The sequence below is a fragment of the Pirellulaceae bacterium genome, assembly GCA_019636385.1.
Taxonomy (GTDB): domain Bacteria; phylum Planctomycetota; class Planctomycetia; order Pirellulales; family Pirellulaceae; genus Aureliella.
Map to the genome: position 1 here is coordinate 819,853 of JAHBXT010000002.1, position 17,420 is coordinate 837,272.

The 17,420-nt window shown below is 54.4% G+C and carries 12 protein-coding genes; 1 reads left to right on the forward strand and 11 read right to left on the reverse strand.

Going from position 1 to position 17,420, the window contains the following annotated elements:
* Positions 1-169: 169 nt before the first annotated feature.
* From KF752_08745 to pilM, 4 genes are all read right to left on the reverse strand, one after another.
* Complete coding sequence (locus KF752_08745) at positions 170-649, reverse strand: tRNA (cytidine(34)-2'-O)-methyltransferase (protein MBX3421629.1); 480 nt, start codon at positions 647-649, stop codon at positions 170-172.
* Between the two features lie 197 nt (positions 650-846).
* Complete coding sequence (locus tag KF752_08750) at positions 847-3,081, reverse strand: hypothetical protein (GenBank protein ID MBX3421630.1); 2,235 nt, start codon at positions 3,079-3,081, stop codon at positions 847-849.
* A 25-nt stretch (positions 3,082-3,106) separates the two neighbouring features.
* Positions 3,107-4,864, reverse strand: a complete 1,758-nt coding sequence (locus KF752_08755) for a hypothetical protein (GenBank protein ID MBX3421631.1) — start codon at positions 4,862-4,864, stop codon at positions 3,107-3,109.
* Between the two features lie 43 nt (positions 4,865-4,907).
* The gene (gene pilM, locus KF752_08760) at positions 4,908-7,229 is read right to left on the reverse strand and encodes a type IV pilus assembly protein PilM (protein ID MBX3421632.1); all 2,322 of its coding nucleotides are present in this window, start codon (positions 7,227-7,229) and stop codon (positions 4,908-4,910) included.
* Positions 7,230-7,474: 245 nt separating this feature from the next.
* Here pilM and KF752_08765 point away from each other — a divergent pair, with 245 nt between their 5' ends.
* Positions 7,475-8,407 carry a hypothetical protein gene (locus KF752_08765; protein ID MBX3421633.1) on the forward strand — a complete coding sequence of 311 codons (933 nt, stop codon included), beginning with the start codon at positions 7,475-7,477 and terminating at the stop codon, positions 8,405-8,407.
* A 195-nt stretch (positions 8,408-8,602) separates the two neighbouring features.
* On the opposite strand, the gene dgt is transcribed toward KF752_08765, so the two are convergent.
* From dgt to glmS, 7 genes are all read right to left on the reverse strand, one after another.
* Positions 8,603-9,787 (reverse strand): dNTP triphosphohydrolase, encoded by a 1,185-nt coding sequence (gene dgt / locus KF752_08770; GenBank protein MBX3421634.1) that lies wholly within the window; start codon positions 9,785-9,787, stop codon positions 8,603-8,605.
* A 556-nt stretch (positions 9,788-10,343) separates the two neighbouring features.
* Positions 10,344-11,483, reverse strand: a complete 1,140-nt coding sequence (locus KF752_08775) for an N-acetyltransferase (GenBank protein ID MBX3421635.1) — start codon at positions 11,481-11,483, stop codon at positions 10,344-10,346.
* 221 nt (positions 11,484-11,704) lie between these two features.
* The gene (locus KF752_08780; GenBank protein MBX3421636.1) at positions 11,705-12,541 is read right to left on the reverse strand and encodes an SDR family oxidoreductase; all 837 of its coding nucleotides are present in this window, start codon (positions 12,539-12,541) and stop codon (positions 11,705-11,707) included.
* A 77-nt stretch (positions 12,542-12,618) separates the two neighbouring features.
* A complete protein-coding gene (locus KF752_08785; protein ID MBX3421637.1) occupies positions 12,619-13,059 on the reverse strand; it encodes a beta-hydroxyacyl-ACP dehydratase in 441 nt (146 codons plus the stop codon).
* Between the two features lie 74 nt (positions 13,060-13,133).
* Positions 13,134-14,570 carry an NAD(P)/FAD-dependent oxidoreductase gene (locus KF752_08790; protein MBX3421638.1) on the reverse strand — a complete coding sequence of 479 codons (1,437 nt, stop codon included), beginning with the start codon at positions 14,568-14,570 and terminating at the stop codon, positions 13,134-13,136.
* A gap of 484 nt (positions 14,571-15,054) precedes the next feature.
* Positions 15,055-15,273 (reverse strand): hypothetical protein, encoded by a 219-nt coding sequence (locus KF752_08795; GenBank protein ID MBX3421639.1) that lies wholly within the window; start codon positions 15,271-15,273, stop codon positions 15,055-15,057.
* A gap of 65 nt (positions 15,274-15,338) precedes the next feature.
* Positions 15,339-17,201, reverse strand: a complete 1,863-nt coding sequence (glmS, locus tag KF752_08800; protein ID MBX3421640.1) for a glutamine--fructose-6-phosphate transaminase (isomerizing) — start codon at positions 17,199-17,201, stop codon at positions 15,339-15,341.
* Positions 17,202-17,420: the final 219 nt, after the last annotated feature.

The following is a 17,420-nucleotide window of genomic DNA, read 5'->3' on the forward strand; positions in this document are numbered from 1 at the left end:
TTTGTTGTCTAAAATCATTGGAAGGGCCGGGCATGCGGAGCCGGTGAATAACCAGCGATTCAACGCTATAGGCCGCGGAAAGTGACTAAGAACATTCAAATGCAATTGGTCGGCCCCCAAGCCGACCGACTTGCTGGGTGAACAGAGTCTGGCGTGAACCACAATGAGTCTATACGATGCCGATGCGCCGGGCCGCTTGGTACATGACTATAGCAGCCGCAGAAGCCTGATTCAAACTGCGCACCGGGCCTGTCATTGGAATGTTTACGCATTGCCCAGAGTATTGCTTTCGCAACGATTCCGGCAAGCCGTTCGTTTCACGGCCAATCACCAGTGCACAACTAGGCTGAAAAGCAGCATCAAAGCAGCTCGTCTGCCCAAACTTGGTGACCAGCCACAGCGACTGCTCCGGCAATCGGCTGACCAATTCTTCCCAATGAGTCACGCTTTCCCAGCTCAGGTGATCCCAATAATCCAAGCCAGCTCGCCGCAAGTGCCTTGAATCGAGCCGAAAGCCGGTGGGCTGGACGATCCACAACTTGGCACCCAATGCCACGCAGGTGCGACCGATATTGCCGGTATTTTGCGGAATCTCCGGCTGATACAGCACAACGTGAAATGGAAAGGCGTCCGGCACGGCTGCTCTAATCGGCTTTGCAATTCAAAGTAATTTGGTTCAGTAACCATTCACGCGAAACGCAGACCTCACCAGGCTGGAGCTGCGGCAGGGTTGAACCCAGATTAGTCACAGCTCTAAGCGCAATGGTGAAGAATTTGAGAGACAACTAAAAAACACGACCGCCTTCTCGTCTGGTGCGACAATACCCGCCAGCGGATCAGACTACCCTACCGCCCGGAGTCAGAGCTCGCCGATGGGGACGTTTTAGCAGCTTCCTTTTCGTCTTGATAGGTATACATGCGATATAGCAACTGATCGTCATACGAATTGGAAAATTGCACGCTGCCATCTGGTCGCAAGATCATCACCTCGCTGGTCGAAGTCAGTGGATCATCCCTGCGAGCGCCGGCCAGGGGAGTACCGCCGCGCATGTCGACTAGCACGAGACCTGGCAAGACCGATTGTTCAACACGCTTAATCACCTTGGTGGTGGGTACAATGAAATCGCGATGTGCCAATGGCGACCCCAATACGTTGCCCCGTTGAGCCCCCTCAATATCCGCAGTCAGGACCGCACCTGGTGGATCGCCGACAAGCTGCCCGGCAACAATCTTTGCGCCTTTAGCGGGATCCAGTTCACCTACAAACGCCTCCGTGGTTTGAGTAACAACTACAGGATCGCTGGGTTGACTCCAGTCCGTCAAGAGTCGGGTTCGCAGACGCAGCTTACCCTGCTTTATCGACTCATCAACAACCTTATCTTCAGCCAGTTGCAGCTTGTGCACCCGCTCTAAGACTGTATGGTCCAGTTCTTCAGGACGTGGAGCCGGTATTTCCAGCTGATTTTCGGGATAGTTCGGATCACGCATAGTCAGCCGCATCCGATAGCGAAACGTGCGGCCCCGATCTTGAGCCTTCAAAAAGTCAAACACGCGCACCATCTTGTACTCCGGTTCAAGTTCCGGCGTATCACCGATGGAACCCCAAGCTCCTGTGGACGCCGAACCGGACATGTTAAAATTGCCCATGCCGCCCATTCCGGAATCTCCCAAATCGGGAGGTCGATTTATCGGCAGGCTATCCAAACGGGACAGGCCACTCCCTCCCATTGCTGATCCGCCGATTCCCGGTGCCCCGCCGGTGCGGCCTGTACCCGCGATCACCTCTTCATCATCCGATGTTGTCTTGGGTTTTTTGATGCGGTTGCGCACCCGCTCAGTCTGGGAGTTCCAGTACCAGTCGATCTTCGGATGTTTGCTGAACTGTCGATAATCTCGAACCAGGATGGGTGGAATGGGGGCGGTGATATCTGGAATATAAGCACGTGGGTCGATGACTTCAGGCATCGGGGAAGTCAACCGTGATTCCTCGGGCCAATGCGTAGCCCAATTCAGATCCAAGGGCAGCCTGGCAATTTCCCGAAGTGTAAGAATAGTCTTCCATTGGTCCTCTTTGATTTCAAGATACGGTGATCCGGTGACATCGACTCGCTGTACTTCGACGTTAAGGTATCTAGGTGTGTCGCGTTCTGAAAGCAACGTGCCGGTATTTGCGAAGGCATCGAAATACTCTTGGGCCATTTTGCGATGTGGCACCAACGCCGTAATCGCATTAAAAATCACAGGTCGCGATGCCAAGCGGTAGCTTGGCCCAGAACTTTGACCAAGTTTACGCGAACCTCCTGACTGCGGATCAAAATCAGAACCCCGCATGGGACCGCCCAAGGAACCACTCAGACCATCAATTGAACCCCCGGCCCCCCCCATCGTGCCACCGAATGGCGCACCTAAATCGTAACGTGGCGGCAGTCTTCGTATGCTAGTCGGACCACCTGAAGTCGGCTGTTCATCCTTGTCGCGTGTTGGTCGATCGCGAGTTGGTTTGCGGCCGATTGGATCGGCATCGTCGTACTTGTCAAACGGAGTTTTGGCGTTCGGATCATTGACGCGTTCGGATACGGCAAGTGCCGCAAACACATTTTGTACGTGCAATTGTTCAGGAGCAAAGATCGCTGGATCGGTGCGTTTGGCGTACAACTCGCGCACAGTGGGCGGGTCTAGTTTTCCAATTGAATACAGTGACGGCTGAGCTGGAATTCTTGATGCCTTGGCGTTCTGATGAAATTGGTGGCGAGTATATTGCTGGCGTTCGGGCAGAATCTCTTCCCAGTGCGACTCTTGACTGACCTTGTTCAACAGATCTTGCGATTGGCGCTGGAGTGTTTCCGGATTGCGACTGGCCGGCAAAGTTTCCAAGGACAAACTGCGATACATTAAGAATCCGACGAAACCCACAATCGTCGCCAATACCAACTTCTCCGCATGCGCCAGCAGAAAATTAGGGCCGCTCTTGGCGGTCACACGACGATTGCCCTTAGACGACTTGCCCTTGCCTTTGGTCTTGATATTCGCCGACGGCGCTGCTGCCGCTGGGGCTGCATTGGTTTTCTTTTTGCCGAACATGCGTAGTACTTTCAATGCGTCTGTCTTAGGAATTCGGGGCTTCAGTTGGTTGGCCGTCGGCGGGCTCGTCCAACGCAGGCTGCTGGGCAGGTTGTTGTTCTCCCGTCGGTGCAGCCGGTGCGTTGGCATCATCCACCGTAGCTGTAGCCTGGTCACCAGGGCCTGCCGGAGCCGGCTGTGGTTGCTCCTCAGCCACTTGGCCAACCGTGTCGGTTAGTTGTGTACTCTCATCAACTTTGTGGAGGCCTAACCGATCGATGTTGGGTGGGTAGAACAAATAGACGATACCATAAACCTCCAGCTTCATGTCGTTGGTGCGGCGCTGTGGCCCCTGTCCGAATCCGCTAGGGCCTCCCATACCACCGCTCATCGAGCTAGCGGAACTCATGCCTAGATCCCCACTTCCCAAGCGACCGCTGCTTGAGCTGTCCATGCCCCCCAAGCCCAGACCGCCCATACCACTCATACTCATTCTGCCACTGCTGCCGCTGGCACCCGGGCTGGCGGCTGTGGTATCGCCCAGACGGACCTGCCGGACTTCAAACATCAGGCCTTCATTGCCGCAGTTGGCTAAGAAATCTTGCAGCCGTGAAAGATCGATCGTCAGCCGCATTCTCACGGGGACTCGCTTGGCAACCGTAAAATACGCATCGGCTGGTTCTTCACTGGTGAATTTGCCTCGCAAGTCTTCACCCAGGATTGGCTTGAAATCGCGATCGACGTAACGGCGAGTCGCCGGATCGCGTGCGACGGGGGCGTCTCCTGTAACGTCCGAGCCAGTGGCTGCAGCTAATGCACTCTGATCCACCTGAAGGCCACCCATACCACCGCTCGTGCCGCTACTCATGCCACCCTCCATGCCGCCGTCGGACATCCCGCTGGTCGCTTCGGCGGCCGCGACCATGGTGATATCGCCGGCATCGCCCATGGCGTCACGCCCGATGCGAATGAATTCGATCTCTTTAATGGCCGCCTGAATATTAGCAGTCGCCGGACGACCGGTTTGCGGGACAATGTTTGTCTTGGCAATGATACTCAGCAGTCCCTGCAGTATCCAAATATTCTCCTGCGTGTAGATCATCTCATAGACACTCGGCTTGGCACCTTGAGGCCACAGTCGCAGCGAACTCAGTAGTTCATCCTGACTGGCCTTCGGCCAACGCACGATGTCCCTGGATAATTCGGTGCCGCCCAGTGTGGACAGGGAACCGCCAGAGTAGTTTGCTGAACCTATTCCGCCTGACAGTCCCGGGCCCGGGCCAAAGCTTGACCCCGAGCCAAGCCCCGTATCCTCGCCTCCCCACTCGACCCCAATAATTTTAGCCAGCTTGGGCATCTGCTCGTCAAAGTAGCTCGCAAAGCCAATCTGCTCACCTTGCGTGATATCTCGGGGTTCAGCCGGAAAGGTCAGCTTCAACTCGACGGGATAATACTTTTGCAGCTTGGTGATTAGCCCAGGTAGACCGATATCTGGCCACTGCAGATACTCCGACTGCCGTTGATATTGCTCCTCCCAAGCCTGCTGTACATCATCGGACATAGAAACAATCAGACGCTGCATCTCTATTTGCGAAGCCTCGTTTGGATGCGTATTGGCCGCGCTATTGACGCCTTCCATGTCGGAGAACTTGCCCTTAATGACCCTTTCCTGTTCGCTGTACAGCGCGTTCAGGTTAGTGCCAGCCATGTACCAGGCGACGGTACCTAGCAACACGGCTAGACCCACGATAATCCAGAACTGGTGTCGAATGGCCTGAGCCATGGCTTGCTTGAGTTGATCCATAATGATGCTGAGCGGTTCGAGTGAATGCGTAATCTCTAGAAAATCAATTGGCAGCTAGATCGTCGCCTTCTTGAGCAGACTCGGCTGCCTCTTTGGCTGCAGCCTCTTCCGCCGCTTTCCGTTTGGCTTCTAGACGTGCTGATAGCGGCTTCTCACGCCACACGAACTGAAGTTGGAAAGAATACTTAGGAGCCGCAAACCACTCTGGATTGTTGGGGTCTTGTGGACGCTGCAACGCGCCAGTCGAGCTGCTCGAGCTGCTGCTCCCTAGACTTCCCAGCGAAATCCCAGGCCGAACCACACTGGACGGAGTTCCATCGGCATTTTCCTGCATCGGCGGCTTATAGTCTGGATTGGCGATAATATGATTCTGGTCGAAAAAGCCATCACCGACAATGAACGGACGGCTGATGCCTAGTTCCGCAAACGTGAACTCGATTTCCTCGACTTCACCACGATCGTTAATTACAGGTAACTTCGCTGAGCCGGTTTCCAAGCGATGTACCAAGCGTTTTAGCACAAAGTCCTGTTTTTCATCACCCGTTGTGCGGTAGCCTTTGCTTCCATTCTTGTCGTCGTTGTGGTAGTGGTAGCCGGTGACCTCGAAGACCCAGCCAGCGTCGCCGGCTACATCTTCACCGCTTGCGGCGAATGCATCTGAACTATCATATCCGCCCGTATCATCCATCGCCCCGTATTCGCCGGCTTCAGCAGCGTCGGCGCCCTCCATTTCAGGTGATGCTGGGGACTCGTCTTTCAGGAGCCCCAGCCAACCCATACGCGTTCTTTGGTCGTCGGCATACATGGTCTGCGTGCCAAGCTCATACGGTCCCAGATTCGTGAAATACCGGCTATCGACCTTGGTGAGGTAAATGGTCTCCCGTTCGTTGAACGGTACCTTGATCGGATCTGGCAAGTTGGTAGGGTCATAATCGGCCGGACGATCCAGGGCTTGATCCAGCGCTTTCAAGATCTCCATCCACAACAACCGTCGATCGCGATTGCCACCAACCTCGGAACCAATCAGATTCAACAGTTCAAGCTTCTTCAGCTGTGTATCATCTTCGGCAATCAGCGCTTCACTTTGGCTCTTCGTCTGGTCCGAACTGGCCACCGCAGCCCCCCAGTAGCTAGGATGCACCTTTTTGTAATTATTACCGGCAGGCAGCAGCGCGGCGGTCATTCCCAGTAGTAACGACGCCGCCGTGGCGACCACCCACGGCTTCTTGGCCCGTACCAAACGCTCTTGAAAGATTTCTTGTGGTATCAGATTGGTGTACAGTGCAGTACGGTCCAAACCTTGCAAACACAAACCGTAAACCGGTGCAAAGGAAACGGCGTGATCCTTGAACGCCGGCTGAGCGACCACTTCGTCACCACTGAGCCGTAGAAAATTGTCCATGACGGCCACATCCAGCGCCAACTGTTTGCTGAGGTATTGCGGCAGACCAGTCAACTTGACTGAATTGCCCATCATCAAGATCGAACCGACCTCATCTTTCTTGTGCAAACTACGATAAAAGCCAATCGAGCGTTGTACTTCAGTGACCAAATCATTGAACACTGGTCGCATGGCTTGAAACACCAGCTTTGGATCCTCGGCTTCCAGAGCGTTGCGCTTCAGATGCTCCGCCTTGGCGAACGTCAGTTTCAAATCCTTGACCAATTGGCGCGTAAAATGATTCCCGCCCAGCGGAACGCTGCGCTGCCATAGGCGGTAACCATTGGTCACGATCAAGTCTGTCGCATCCGTGCCCATCGCCAGAATCAGCACGGACTTGGGAGGATGTTCAGGATCAAAGGCACCCGATTCACCTTCCATCAATTTACGATCGTAGGTGATGGCGTTGTAGATGCTCAGCGGAGCTAACTGTAGAATATCCACTTCGATGTCCGCTCGCTGCAGTGGCTGCAACACGCGATTGACGGCATCGCTCTTCATGGCAAATAGCCCGATTTCGCTCTCCAACGCAAAGCCATTCTCGACGATGCTCCCCGGCATCAACTGGTAATCCCAAGAGACGTCTTTGAGATCAAACGGAATCTGTTGGCGCGCTTCATATTTGACAATGTCCGACATCTTCTTCAGCTCGACCGGCGGTGGCTTGAAGAATTTTGCAAGACCATTCTGCCCAGGGACACTCAGCGCGACACGCGTTCCCTTCAACTGATTACGGCCAACAAAGGTCTGCAACGCCTCGTGAATCATGGACTCCGGTTCAGAGTCCTGCTGCGACAACAATTTGGGATACTCGATATAATCAAAAGCATCTGCGATTACCTGGTCGCCATCCAGCGTGCAGCGCAGCGCCTTAAGGGCACTTTGCCCAATTTCGATACCCCATACAGGAGCGGTCTTGGCCATGTTTGGATTCTGTTCGAGAAAAGGTTGCTCAGCTGCACTAGCTCAAGCAAAATAGTGATCCTGCCCGCAGCGTGCTGACAGAGAACTTCGCCCTATATCACTTTATCGAGCCTACCCCCTGCATGTCAAATTTCTTGCGCGAGGGAGTTCCGATTTTAACGTCTTTTCGGGTTCTGGCAGCGTCCTGGCGGCCAAGACTTCAACAAGGCAGAATTTTCAGCAGTAGGCGATTCCGACTCGTGGCTATGATTGCCATTTCTTTCAGTGCTTCCTCACCTGTATTGGCTCAAACGGCTATCCAGCACGATGCCGCAGCAGCGGCGATCGGGAAGCTGGAGTTGCTTCAACAACAGCGCGACCAGTTGAACGCTCGGTCAGACGCAGTGCGTGCCATAGGACGACTAAGCGGTTGGATTCAGGTGGCCGGCGAGCAACAGCCGCAACCCAACCTGAATGCCGAACTGCTCGTTTACCAACAGGGTAAAAAATACTGTCTGCAGTTGTTGCACGCAGCCGATCCAGCCAGTGGCCCGCAAGCGGCTCAGCGGTTGGAGGTAGTGCTGTTCGACGGCGAGACAATTTATACGCTCACCTCCACTGGCGAGCAGTGTCGTGGCGGCGTGTTCTTCGAGTTCTCGCAATCGGCTGTGCTCCGCTCAGCCGGCTTCCCCTTTACTTCACTACTGGGCTATTGGGACGACGCGCTTAGCTTGAAGGAGTTGGACCGCAAGTCGCTGCGGTTGATTCCCTTGGGCCGCAATGGCTTTATGCTGCGTGAAGACCGACAAACCTATTTGCGGCAGATCGACTTTACGACTTCTATCCCGTACGGATTGCAGCGAGTTGCGCTCCGCCACCCGCAGGCCAGCGCGGCCTTTCGAGAACATTGGTTGACGTGGGATGAGCATGCGGGCCATCCATTCGTGGGGCACTATGTCGTGCGTCATCGTTATGCCCTGCACGATCCGGCTCCCGACCAGATCATCGCCCGGCAACATGAGGTTGAGCTTGAGAATTTCGAGAGTCTGACGGAATTGCCGCTCGACAGTTTCTCGCTATCTAGCCTGGGAATACCTATCGGTACGCAGTTTGTAGACTATCGTCGCAACGTTCGAGGAAAACGACTGCAGTTGGTGTGGGACGGCAATCAATTTCAAGAACAACAGCCAACACCTTAGACTCGTGTCCTCCGGTAGGCTTGATTGTTAAGTACAGCCAGATTAGCCAGAGTTTCCGCACTCGATCGACCGAGTGGTCTGGCTGGCCGTATTGAAACTCATGGATACAAAAATCATGCTCGTTCACATTAAGTCAGGAACGACTTCACTCTCCTGGCGGTGGACGAACAAGAAGTGAACGAACAACCACTAATGCTAATACCAGTCGATGGCTGCCGATTCGCCCAGCTCGATTAACTGACGGTGCTGAGAGTCGCAAAATCGGTCGGTCATGCCACCAATGTATTCGCCGACAGCCCGGTGAATGCCAACGCGCTGGGCCCGGTCCAGAAATCGCGGGGGCAGAATTTCAGGTCGCTCGGTCAGGCGCTGATACAGCTCCTCGACCTTCTGAGCCGCGCGACGCCGAATGGAAACCAGTTGCGGATGTCGATAGACGTTGGAAAACATGAAGGCCGAAAACAGTCGTCGCTGCTCAAGCATGTCTGACGAGAACTGCAGCTCAATACCAGCTGCTTGAATGGCGGTACTGTCCATGTCTGAAAGCGAAGCTAATTGCAATTGCGATTGCTCCAACAGGTCGGCAACTTGAACGTCGATCAAATGATGTACCAGCATCTGCCTCAAGGCCGTCTCGGAAGGACCGCTGACCTGACTGCTGGTCCAGCGCCAGGCGCGTTGAATTAGGTCAAGCGATTGAATCTGCCCAAACTTCAGCAGGCCCAGCTTCAGCGCATCATCTGCGTCGTGTGCGTTGTAGGCGATGCTGTCGGCCAGATCGACCACTTGCACTTCCAACAGCGGTGTCTGGCCAGCGTGAGTAATCCGAAAATCCTGGCCCAGCAGAATCTCGCGTGATAAATTCAATCCTGGGTAAGGCGTGTATCGAGTCTCCAATTCCTCGGCTAAGGTCAACGCAAATCGGTTATGCGAGAATCCTCCATGTTGGCTTAGGCACTGTTGCAACACTTCTTCGCCACTATGACCAAATGGCGGGTGTCCAATATCGTGTAACAGCGCCAGAGCTTCGATCAAGTCTTCGTTCAGCCGCAACACGCGCCCTAGCGTACGGGCAATCGTGGCCACCTCATGAGTATGCGTTAGTCGCGTGCGATGATAGTCCCCCATCTCGCCGGTAAACACCTGCATTTTGCCGCTCAGCCTCCGAAAGGCAGCGCTGTGCAAAATGCGATCACGATCCCGCTGGAACGGGCTGCGGTAAGGATGTAGCGGTTCTGCAAAGCGACGCCCCTGCGATGCTCCAGCAAACATCGCGTAAGGCGCTAAGAGTTGTCGCTCGCGAATAGCCCACTGCGCTTCGTCGGGCGACACGGCACTTGACGCAGGTCGTGAGGATTGGATGGGTGCTTGGTTGGTCATCAAACCGGTTCTACAAAATACTATAGAGCTACAGTGGTTTTGCTTTTCGCTAGTGCTTCTGACAATTCGTGACCGTATCATGCCCTACAAGCCCCGTGAGCAGATACCGTGATTCGTAACCGTTCACGCTATTTTTAGGGTGGGACAAGCGAGAAAGATGAAAATGGGAATTCAACGCTAAATCTTGCCGATTCGACCGCAGACTGTCTCAATGCAAATGGTTTAGCCCCGCGCCGGCCCACCATGGGGCGTGAACGGTTACCTTGACTCTAACCATACCGCTTGACTGGAATGCCGCCAATAGCGATTCGCTGCGCGGGCCACGGAAGGTCAGGTAGTGGCCGTTTCCGCGATTGGCAGGGGGCGGCAAACAGAACTGGTGAAATTTGATGGCGACAGCAAAACCAGTCGAATCAAGTAAAAGATGATTGGCATCATAACCACTTTCGGCCAGGTTCGCCCAGAGTGGCAAGTGCACCGAGCTTGGCCAGCGCAGCTTCTGTCGTACCGCTCAGGGCCTAGCCCATTGGCTCAGTGTTGGGGATGCAGTGTCGGGTTATCGGTAGTCGCTGAGCGAACGATCGTAGACGCGGTACGTTTTGGCACGCGTCAAGCCACTGCGTTCCAGGCTACCACGCGACAGGTGATTGGACTCCAAGACCCACGAGAACTCGCCAGTTTCGACCCCCAGGGCTCGCGCGTCCGGTAGCATTCTCTCCAGCGCCAACAGTCCGAATCCCCAGCGCTGAAACTCGGGTAACACGTTGGTGCTCATCAGTCGCACGCGCTTGAGTTTTCGCTTGCCAGTCATCAGCTTCAAAAAGCCGAACGGAAACAAGCGGCCATTGATCTGCTTGATCAGCGGGTTAAAGTCCATCAGACCCAAGCCTGCACCGATCGGACGGCCGTCCACTTCGATGATCGTGGTCAGTTCAGGGACAATCAAGTGCTTCAGGCCTTTGGCCTGATGGGCGACTTCGGCTGCTGACAACGGTACAAAGCCCCATGTGCCGATTAATGAGCGGTTGTAGATATCCAGGAACAGACTGACCTCTTCCGTGAATCGTTTAAGGTTCATGCGCCGTACGTTCACGTTGAAGCGCCGCTTGATTTCAGTGATGACGAAGCTCAGCTTGGGATCCAGGTCTGCGATCATATCGATGTGACCGTCGAATGAATACAAATCTTGACACTTCTCAAAGCCAACACCAGTCAACAGCCTTTCGTAATAGGGTCGGTTGTAGGTCATCATAAATGTTGGTGGCGTGTCGAAGCCTTCAACCAACAGACCCACCTCTTGGTTGAGACTCGGATTGGCCGGGCCGCGCATGTCCAGCATGCCTTGAGCCACCAGGTACTTAGCCGCCGCATCCATCAGTCCCTTGGCCGCGAGCGGATCGTCGTAGCACTCAAAGAATCCAAAGAAACCTCGCCGCTCCTCGAAACGCAGGTTATGCCCTTCATTGACCAGCGCACAGACGCGGCCTACCGGTAGGCCGTCGCGCAAAGCCAGAAAGCATTCGCATCGGTTCTGATCGTAAAACGGATTACGGCTAAATCCCACGCCTTCCTTCAGCGTCTGCAGCAGCGGCGGTACCCAGTTGGGATCATCGCGGTATAGATCCCACGCCAATTGAATAAATTGCTTTTGCAGACGCCGATTCTTGCCGACGGTAACGACTTCATAATTGGGCATATTGGCTGCTGAATCAGTGTGAGGTCGGATGGTTCGTTGAACGGCGTTCTTTTGTAGCGGCCGTCGCCAGACGGTGAAGCTCCAGATCGCCCGCCGTCTTGGCCACGGTAGCTATAGTCAAGCTTGTGCTGGCTGCGTGCCACATAGCCACCAAGTCTGCGGATACTCGCATTGCAGGCTGGGCACACAATATACAGCGGGTAGATCACATTCGCCAACGCTCATCCGCCAGTTGCCTCAGCGACAATTTGGCGGTCGAAATAGTTGATGCTCATTCCCGCATCCACCACAATCGACTGCGCCGTGATGCCGCTGGATCGGGGGCTCAGTAGAAATGCTGCGGTATTGGCGACCTCCTGAGTGGTTACCGCCGATTGCCGCGGGATGACTCTTTCGGCATACAAGAAAGAATCGACGTAACCGGGAATGCCTGCTGAAGCACTTGTCTTTAACAACCCTGCGGCTACCGCATTGAATCGCACCTGGCTGAAGCGGCTGAACGATTTAGTCAAGAAAGCCAACGACGATTCGAGAGCTGCTTTAATTGGTGCCATGAATCCGTAGCTCTCACTGGCCATCCGTGTCGTGGAAATACCGATGGTCACGACGCTGCCGTTGGATTCCAATTGATGCTGCAGCGCCGAACTTAGGGCGATTAGCGAAAAGCAACTGATGTCCACGGCCTGCAAAAACTGGCGGCGCGTGGTCTCATGAAAGGGAGCGATACCCTGGCTGTAATCGGCAAAAGCGATTGAATGCAGCAGCCCGTGAAATCCTTGAAAATCTTGAGACAGCCGTCCCGCCAGTTCGTCAATCTGCGCTTGATGCTCGACGTCACAAACGTAGATGGCTCGACCCGGCAGCAACCGCTCCAACTCCTGCTTGCGCTGCGTGCTGCGAACCGAATAAACCACCTCGGCTCCAAATTCTTCTAGCGTTTGCGCAACGCGAAAAGCCACGCTTTTCTTATTGGCAACGCCACAAACCAAATAGCGTTTGCCAGCTATCTGCAAAAAGTCGCCGCCTAGCGGTTGGGCTGATTGTTCATTCATGTTCATGGTTATCAAACTTCATGCAATGGTTGTGAAGGCCACTACCTCACTGAATTGCTTGCGAACAATCAAGGTGCGCTGCGCTATTGAGGCTCGGTACTCGAACAGGCAAAATCCAAGCGGGCGGCCAATTTGCCCGCGACTGAAACTTTGCCTGTTAGAAAGAACGCCTGGGATACGACTTCGTTCAGAACAACTTCAATCTCCACAGTGTCACCCGGGCGCACCATCCGCTTGAATTTGACGGCGTCCATCCGAGTGGCAATCGGCAATTTAGTCGAGTCCATCTGCGTTTGGCCAGCAATCAGAACCGCGCCGGCTTGCAGGGCACACTCGCACAGGATGACACCTGGCACCAGCGGAAACTCTGGAAAGTGCCCCTGCGTAAAAAACTCGGATTCTGTGAACGTCTTGCGACACACGATCTTGCCTGGCTCCTGATGCACAATCTCGTCCAACAACAACATCGGCGGACGATGTGGTATGGCTGACAGAATTGACTGGCTCGGCGATGGACGATGCATGGCTTGAAATTTCCGGAAGCGGCAGCTCGTGGAGAGGGATGATCCGAATGCGATGCGCCACAAGCTGCCCAGTATTACACAGCCGACAACTTGGCGCGTTTCATGAGGTATTGATCGACATCGTTGGCCACGATGACACCATAGTTGATGGCGCCCAGCCAACCCGACATGATGATCCCCACGCTGCCGGCATGGTATAGCCCGGAAACCTGTTCTGGCAACGACCGACTCACGGCCAGTCCTTCGAATTTGGTGCCAAAGCTGGCCCCCTGAAGATGTTTGGTGTAGTGCTGGAAGGTGATTGGGGTAGCGGCTTCGGCATGTTCGACCATGTCGTGGATTCCCGGCACATACTGGTCCAGCGCCGCCAGAGTGGTATCCACTAAATCCCTTTTGCTGGCCTGATACTCTTCCGCCGACAGATCGGCCCAGTCGGCATAGTTCGCATTGGTACTGCTGACCACGGCAAATTGTTGCTTGCCATCCGGTCGAGTACGCGGATAGTAAAAACTGAACGTGCGGCTGGTAATGTCGCGGCTCAATAGGGCTGCAGTGCGAAACAGCGGTGCAGTCGAGCTGAATAATAAATCGCCGGTAGATTCCTCAATGGTGCAGCCCGGCTTGAGTGCCATGTAAACCTGAGTGCTACTATTGTTCAGTCGTACCGCGCGCGCTTGGTCGACGAAAGCTCGGTCAAATTTATCTTCGCCTACCAAGTCGAAGATGGTCGCCCGCAGGTTCGAATTGCTGACGACAGCACCGCAGCGGATGCGGCGTTCTCCGACGATGACTTCTTTTACACCCTGACGATCCACTTCGATTTTCCGCACATCGCAATTGATCCGGCAGTCTACGCCGTTTCGCACCAGCTCGCTCGACATCTGGCCAATCAAGTCGTCAGTACCGCCCTCGTAGATGTAGACGCCTTTGGCCATAAAATTTGAAAACACGATGCCGTAGGTTATCGCCGGATCTTCCAGCGTCGATCCGTTGGCATAGGTGATCGGCTCCATCAACAGGCGCACGACATCTTCGCGCCCCGGAAAGAAGCGCTCGAACAACTGGCCGGTTGTCAACGACTGGTCGTCGTAAAAGTTCATTCCGCGAGCCGTATCGAAGAACGCCTGCACTTGCTGTGCCGGAATCTGAAACTGGGAGGTCAACAGTCGTGTAAAGTCTTCGCGATTGAAGGTTGTGGTCAGCGAAAACATCGGATTGTCGAAGCGGATATTCTTCAACTGCACAATCTTCGAAGCGATCTCGTCGTTCCAGTAGCGGCGACAGCTCTTGACCATCCCATGCGGGAAACCGTGCAGCGAGATATCAAAAATATGGCTTTTGGGCCGTCGGAACCAAGTCGCCAGCCCACCCAGTTTGTAGTGCTGTTCCAGCAACAACACGCTATGTCCAGCCCGGCCCAGGATATTCGCCGCCGTCAGCCCCGCCAAGCCAGAACCGATCACCACCACATCGTAGTAGTCCTGACAATCTTTCAAGAAATCTCGTGGCATATATCGTGGTTAAGATTCAGGCAGCAAGATGCTCCGAAGCTCCCGCAGCCCGTTGGTAGGCCCTGGAAAATGCTCGCCAGCGATCACAGCAACCGCCAGACCCGGCCAAGATAAGTCACAAACCCCCGCCTGCCAACCACAAAATGCGCAGCACAAGCCTGACAGGGTATGGGTATGCCGTCGCCGTACGACTTGACTGACGGAGAACGACCAGTGTTGGCTCCGAGAGTCAGGTTAGAACGCTGAACAGCCAAAGGTTGCAGATTCGAGCGATTCCCACTACAGCAACAATGGCTAGCGCTGACGCCAAACGATCCGGTAGCAACCACGTTTCGGCGCACAGCGATGCGGTGACAGCCACACACCGCGGGTGGCCGCAGCGATCGTGCTTGATATCACCTGCGCAGTGGTCACGCCTTGTTGGTGATGCGGCAACCTTGCGGTCGGCAGTTGCACCAAAGTTGGAAGCCACTTGCCAATTTAGCTAGAACGATTCGCTGTCGCAGACGGCGTCTAGGTGCCGTTCAGGGTGGCTGGTAACCCCCGGCACTACCGGAGTTACATTGACTTTGCTGCGCTTAAGCTCTTCGATTTGAGCCGCCATGCGTTGCACCAAATTGGCAACTTCGGTACCGGCAGACTCACCCAGTTGAACGCACAACGCCTTACGGGCACTGTAGCTTAAGCCAAGACTGTTACTCATCGCTGCTGAAACTCCAAGATTAGACTTATGGCCGAATGACCAGCAAAAAACGCGATTAACGTACTCTACTCAACCGTTACGCTTTTTGCAAGGTTTCGCGGCTTATCAACATCACATCCACGTAGCAGTGCGATTTCGTAAGCTAGCAACTGCAAGGGGATGGAAGCCACAATAGGCTGTAGAAAATCCTCACATTCCGGGATGAAGACCACAGAATCAGCCAATTTTCGGACTTGCGGGTCATCGTGGTCTACCAGCGCAATTACCGGGCCGCCACGGGCTTTGACCTCTTGCAAGTTGCTGAGGACTTTCTCGTAGACCGAACCTTGGGGAACGATGAATACGCTGGGGGTATTTTCGTCCACCAGTGCAATGGGGCCGTGTTTCATTTCGGCCGCTGGATAACCTTCGGCATGGATGTAGCTGATTTCCTTGAGTTTAAGCGCCCCCTCCAAAGCAGTGGGGAAATTGAATTGACGCCCAAGGTACAAGAAATTATTGGCATAGGCGTATTTTTCGGCGATCTCCTTAATCACATCATGACACTCCAGCGCTTGATCAACCAGCTGGGGAATCGACTCCAATTTGGTGATGATGCGCTGCCCGGCCTCGAAGCTCAAATGCCGCAAGCGACCAAAATACAGAGCCAACATCGAAAGCACGGTCAATTGAGAAGTGAACGCTTTGGTCGACGCCACGCCGATCTCCGGACCGGCGTGCAGGTAGACGCCGCCGTCGGCTTCTTGCGCTATACTACTGCCGATGACATTGCAAATGGCCAACGTGTGATGCCCCTTGCGCTTCATCTCACGCAGAGCCGCCAGTGTATCGGCCGTTTCGCCACTCTGGGTAATTCCAAAGACGATCGTATTGTGATCGGTTGGCGGATTGCGATATCGCAGTTCGCTGGCATACTCGACTTCGACCGGTAGCCGAGCCAGTTCTTCAATCAGATATTCACCGACCAAGGCTGAATGCCAACTCGTTCCGCATCCCGTCAGGATTATCCGCTGAACACTGCGCAGTTGCTGCGTTGTCAGGTTCAGACCGCCGAAGTGGGCAGTTGCGTTGTCCTTATCCAAGCGGCCGCGTAGAGCATTGCGAATCGAATGCGGCTGTTCGTAAATCTCTTTCAGCATGTAATGCGGGAATCCGTCCATCCCGGCCTCTTGTACTTGTTCACTCAACACACGAATCTCCGGGCGGACACGGCCGTGATCGCGATGCAGCACTTGAATGTTCTCTGGACGAATGACGGCCAGTTGGTGGTCGGCCAAGTAAATTATGCGATCTGTGTAGCCAGATAGTGGCGAGACATCACTGGCTACAAATTGCTCTTGTTTGCCAACACCAATCACCAATGGGCTACCGCAACGGACAGCGATCAGCAGATCGGGAAAGTCGCGGAACATAATCAGTAAACCATACGTTCCGCGTAATTGAGCCACTGAATCCTGCACCGCCTCCAGGCAATGTTGGACCGTTAACTCAGGTGCGGACGCTGATAGTTCTTTTAAGCGATCAGCAACCAGATGCGCGACCACTTCCGAGTCGGTTTGCGATCTGAATTCATATCCTTTGGCCAATAGTCCAGACTTCAGCGAGTCGTAGTTTTCAATCACGCCGTTATGGACCAATGTAATCTGGCCTGAACCGCCCAGATGCGGGTGGGCATTTTCTCGCGTGGCCGGTCCGTGAGTAGCCCAGCGAGTATGGCCGATACCAATGGATCCCTTGGGCGCCTGCTGTTCAACCAATTCACCCAATTGGCTGACCCGCCCAACAACTTTGGCGATCTTTATGGCTTCGCTGGGACGCAGCGTAGCGATGCCGGCGCTGTCGTAGCCGCGATACTCTAACTGTCGAAGTCCACGGATTAGAAACGGGGAGGCTTCCTTGAGGCCGACATAACCGACAATTCCGCACATCTACTCGCTCTCCACACTTGTTCCTAAGCCAAGCCGACCGCTCTGGACATTCCGATACTGATGGAACAGGCACCGACCGACCGCCAGCGTCCGAACTCGGTACGCCCGTTTCAATCGTTACAACTGCTCATTCAAAAGCACTCGGGAGACAGGTCTCTATTCTTGTAGACTAGCTCGACTTGCCCAAGCCTGAAAGAAAATTGCATCGCTTTTTGGCAC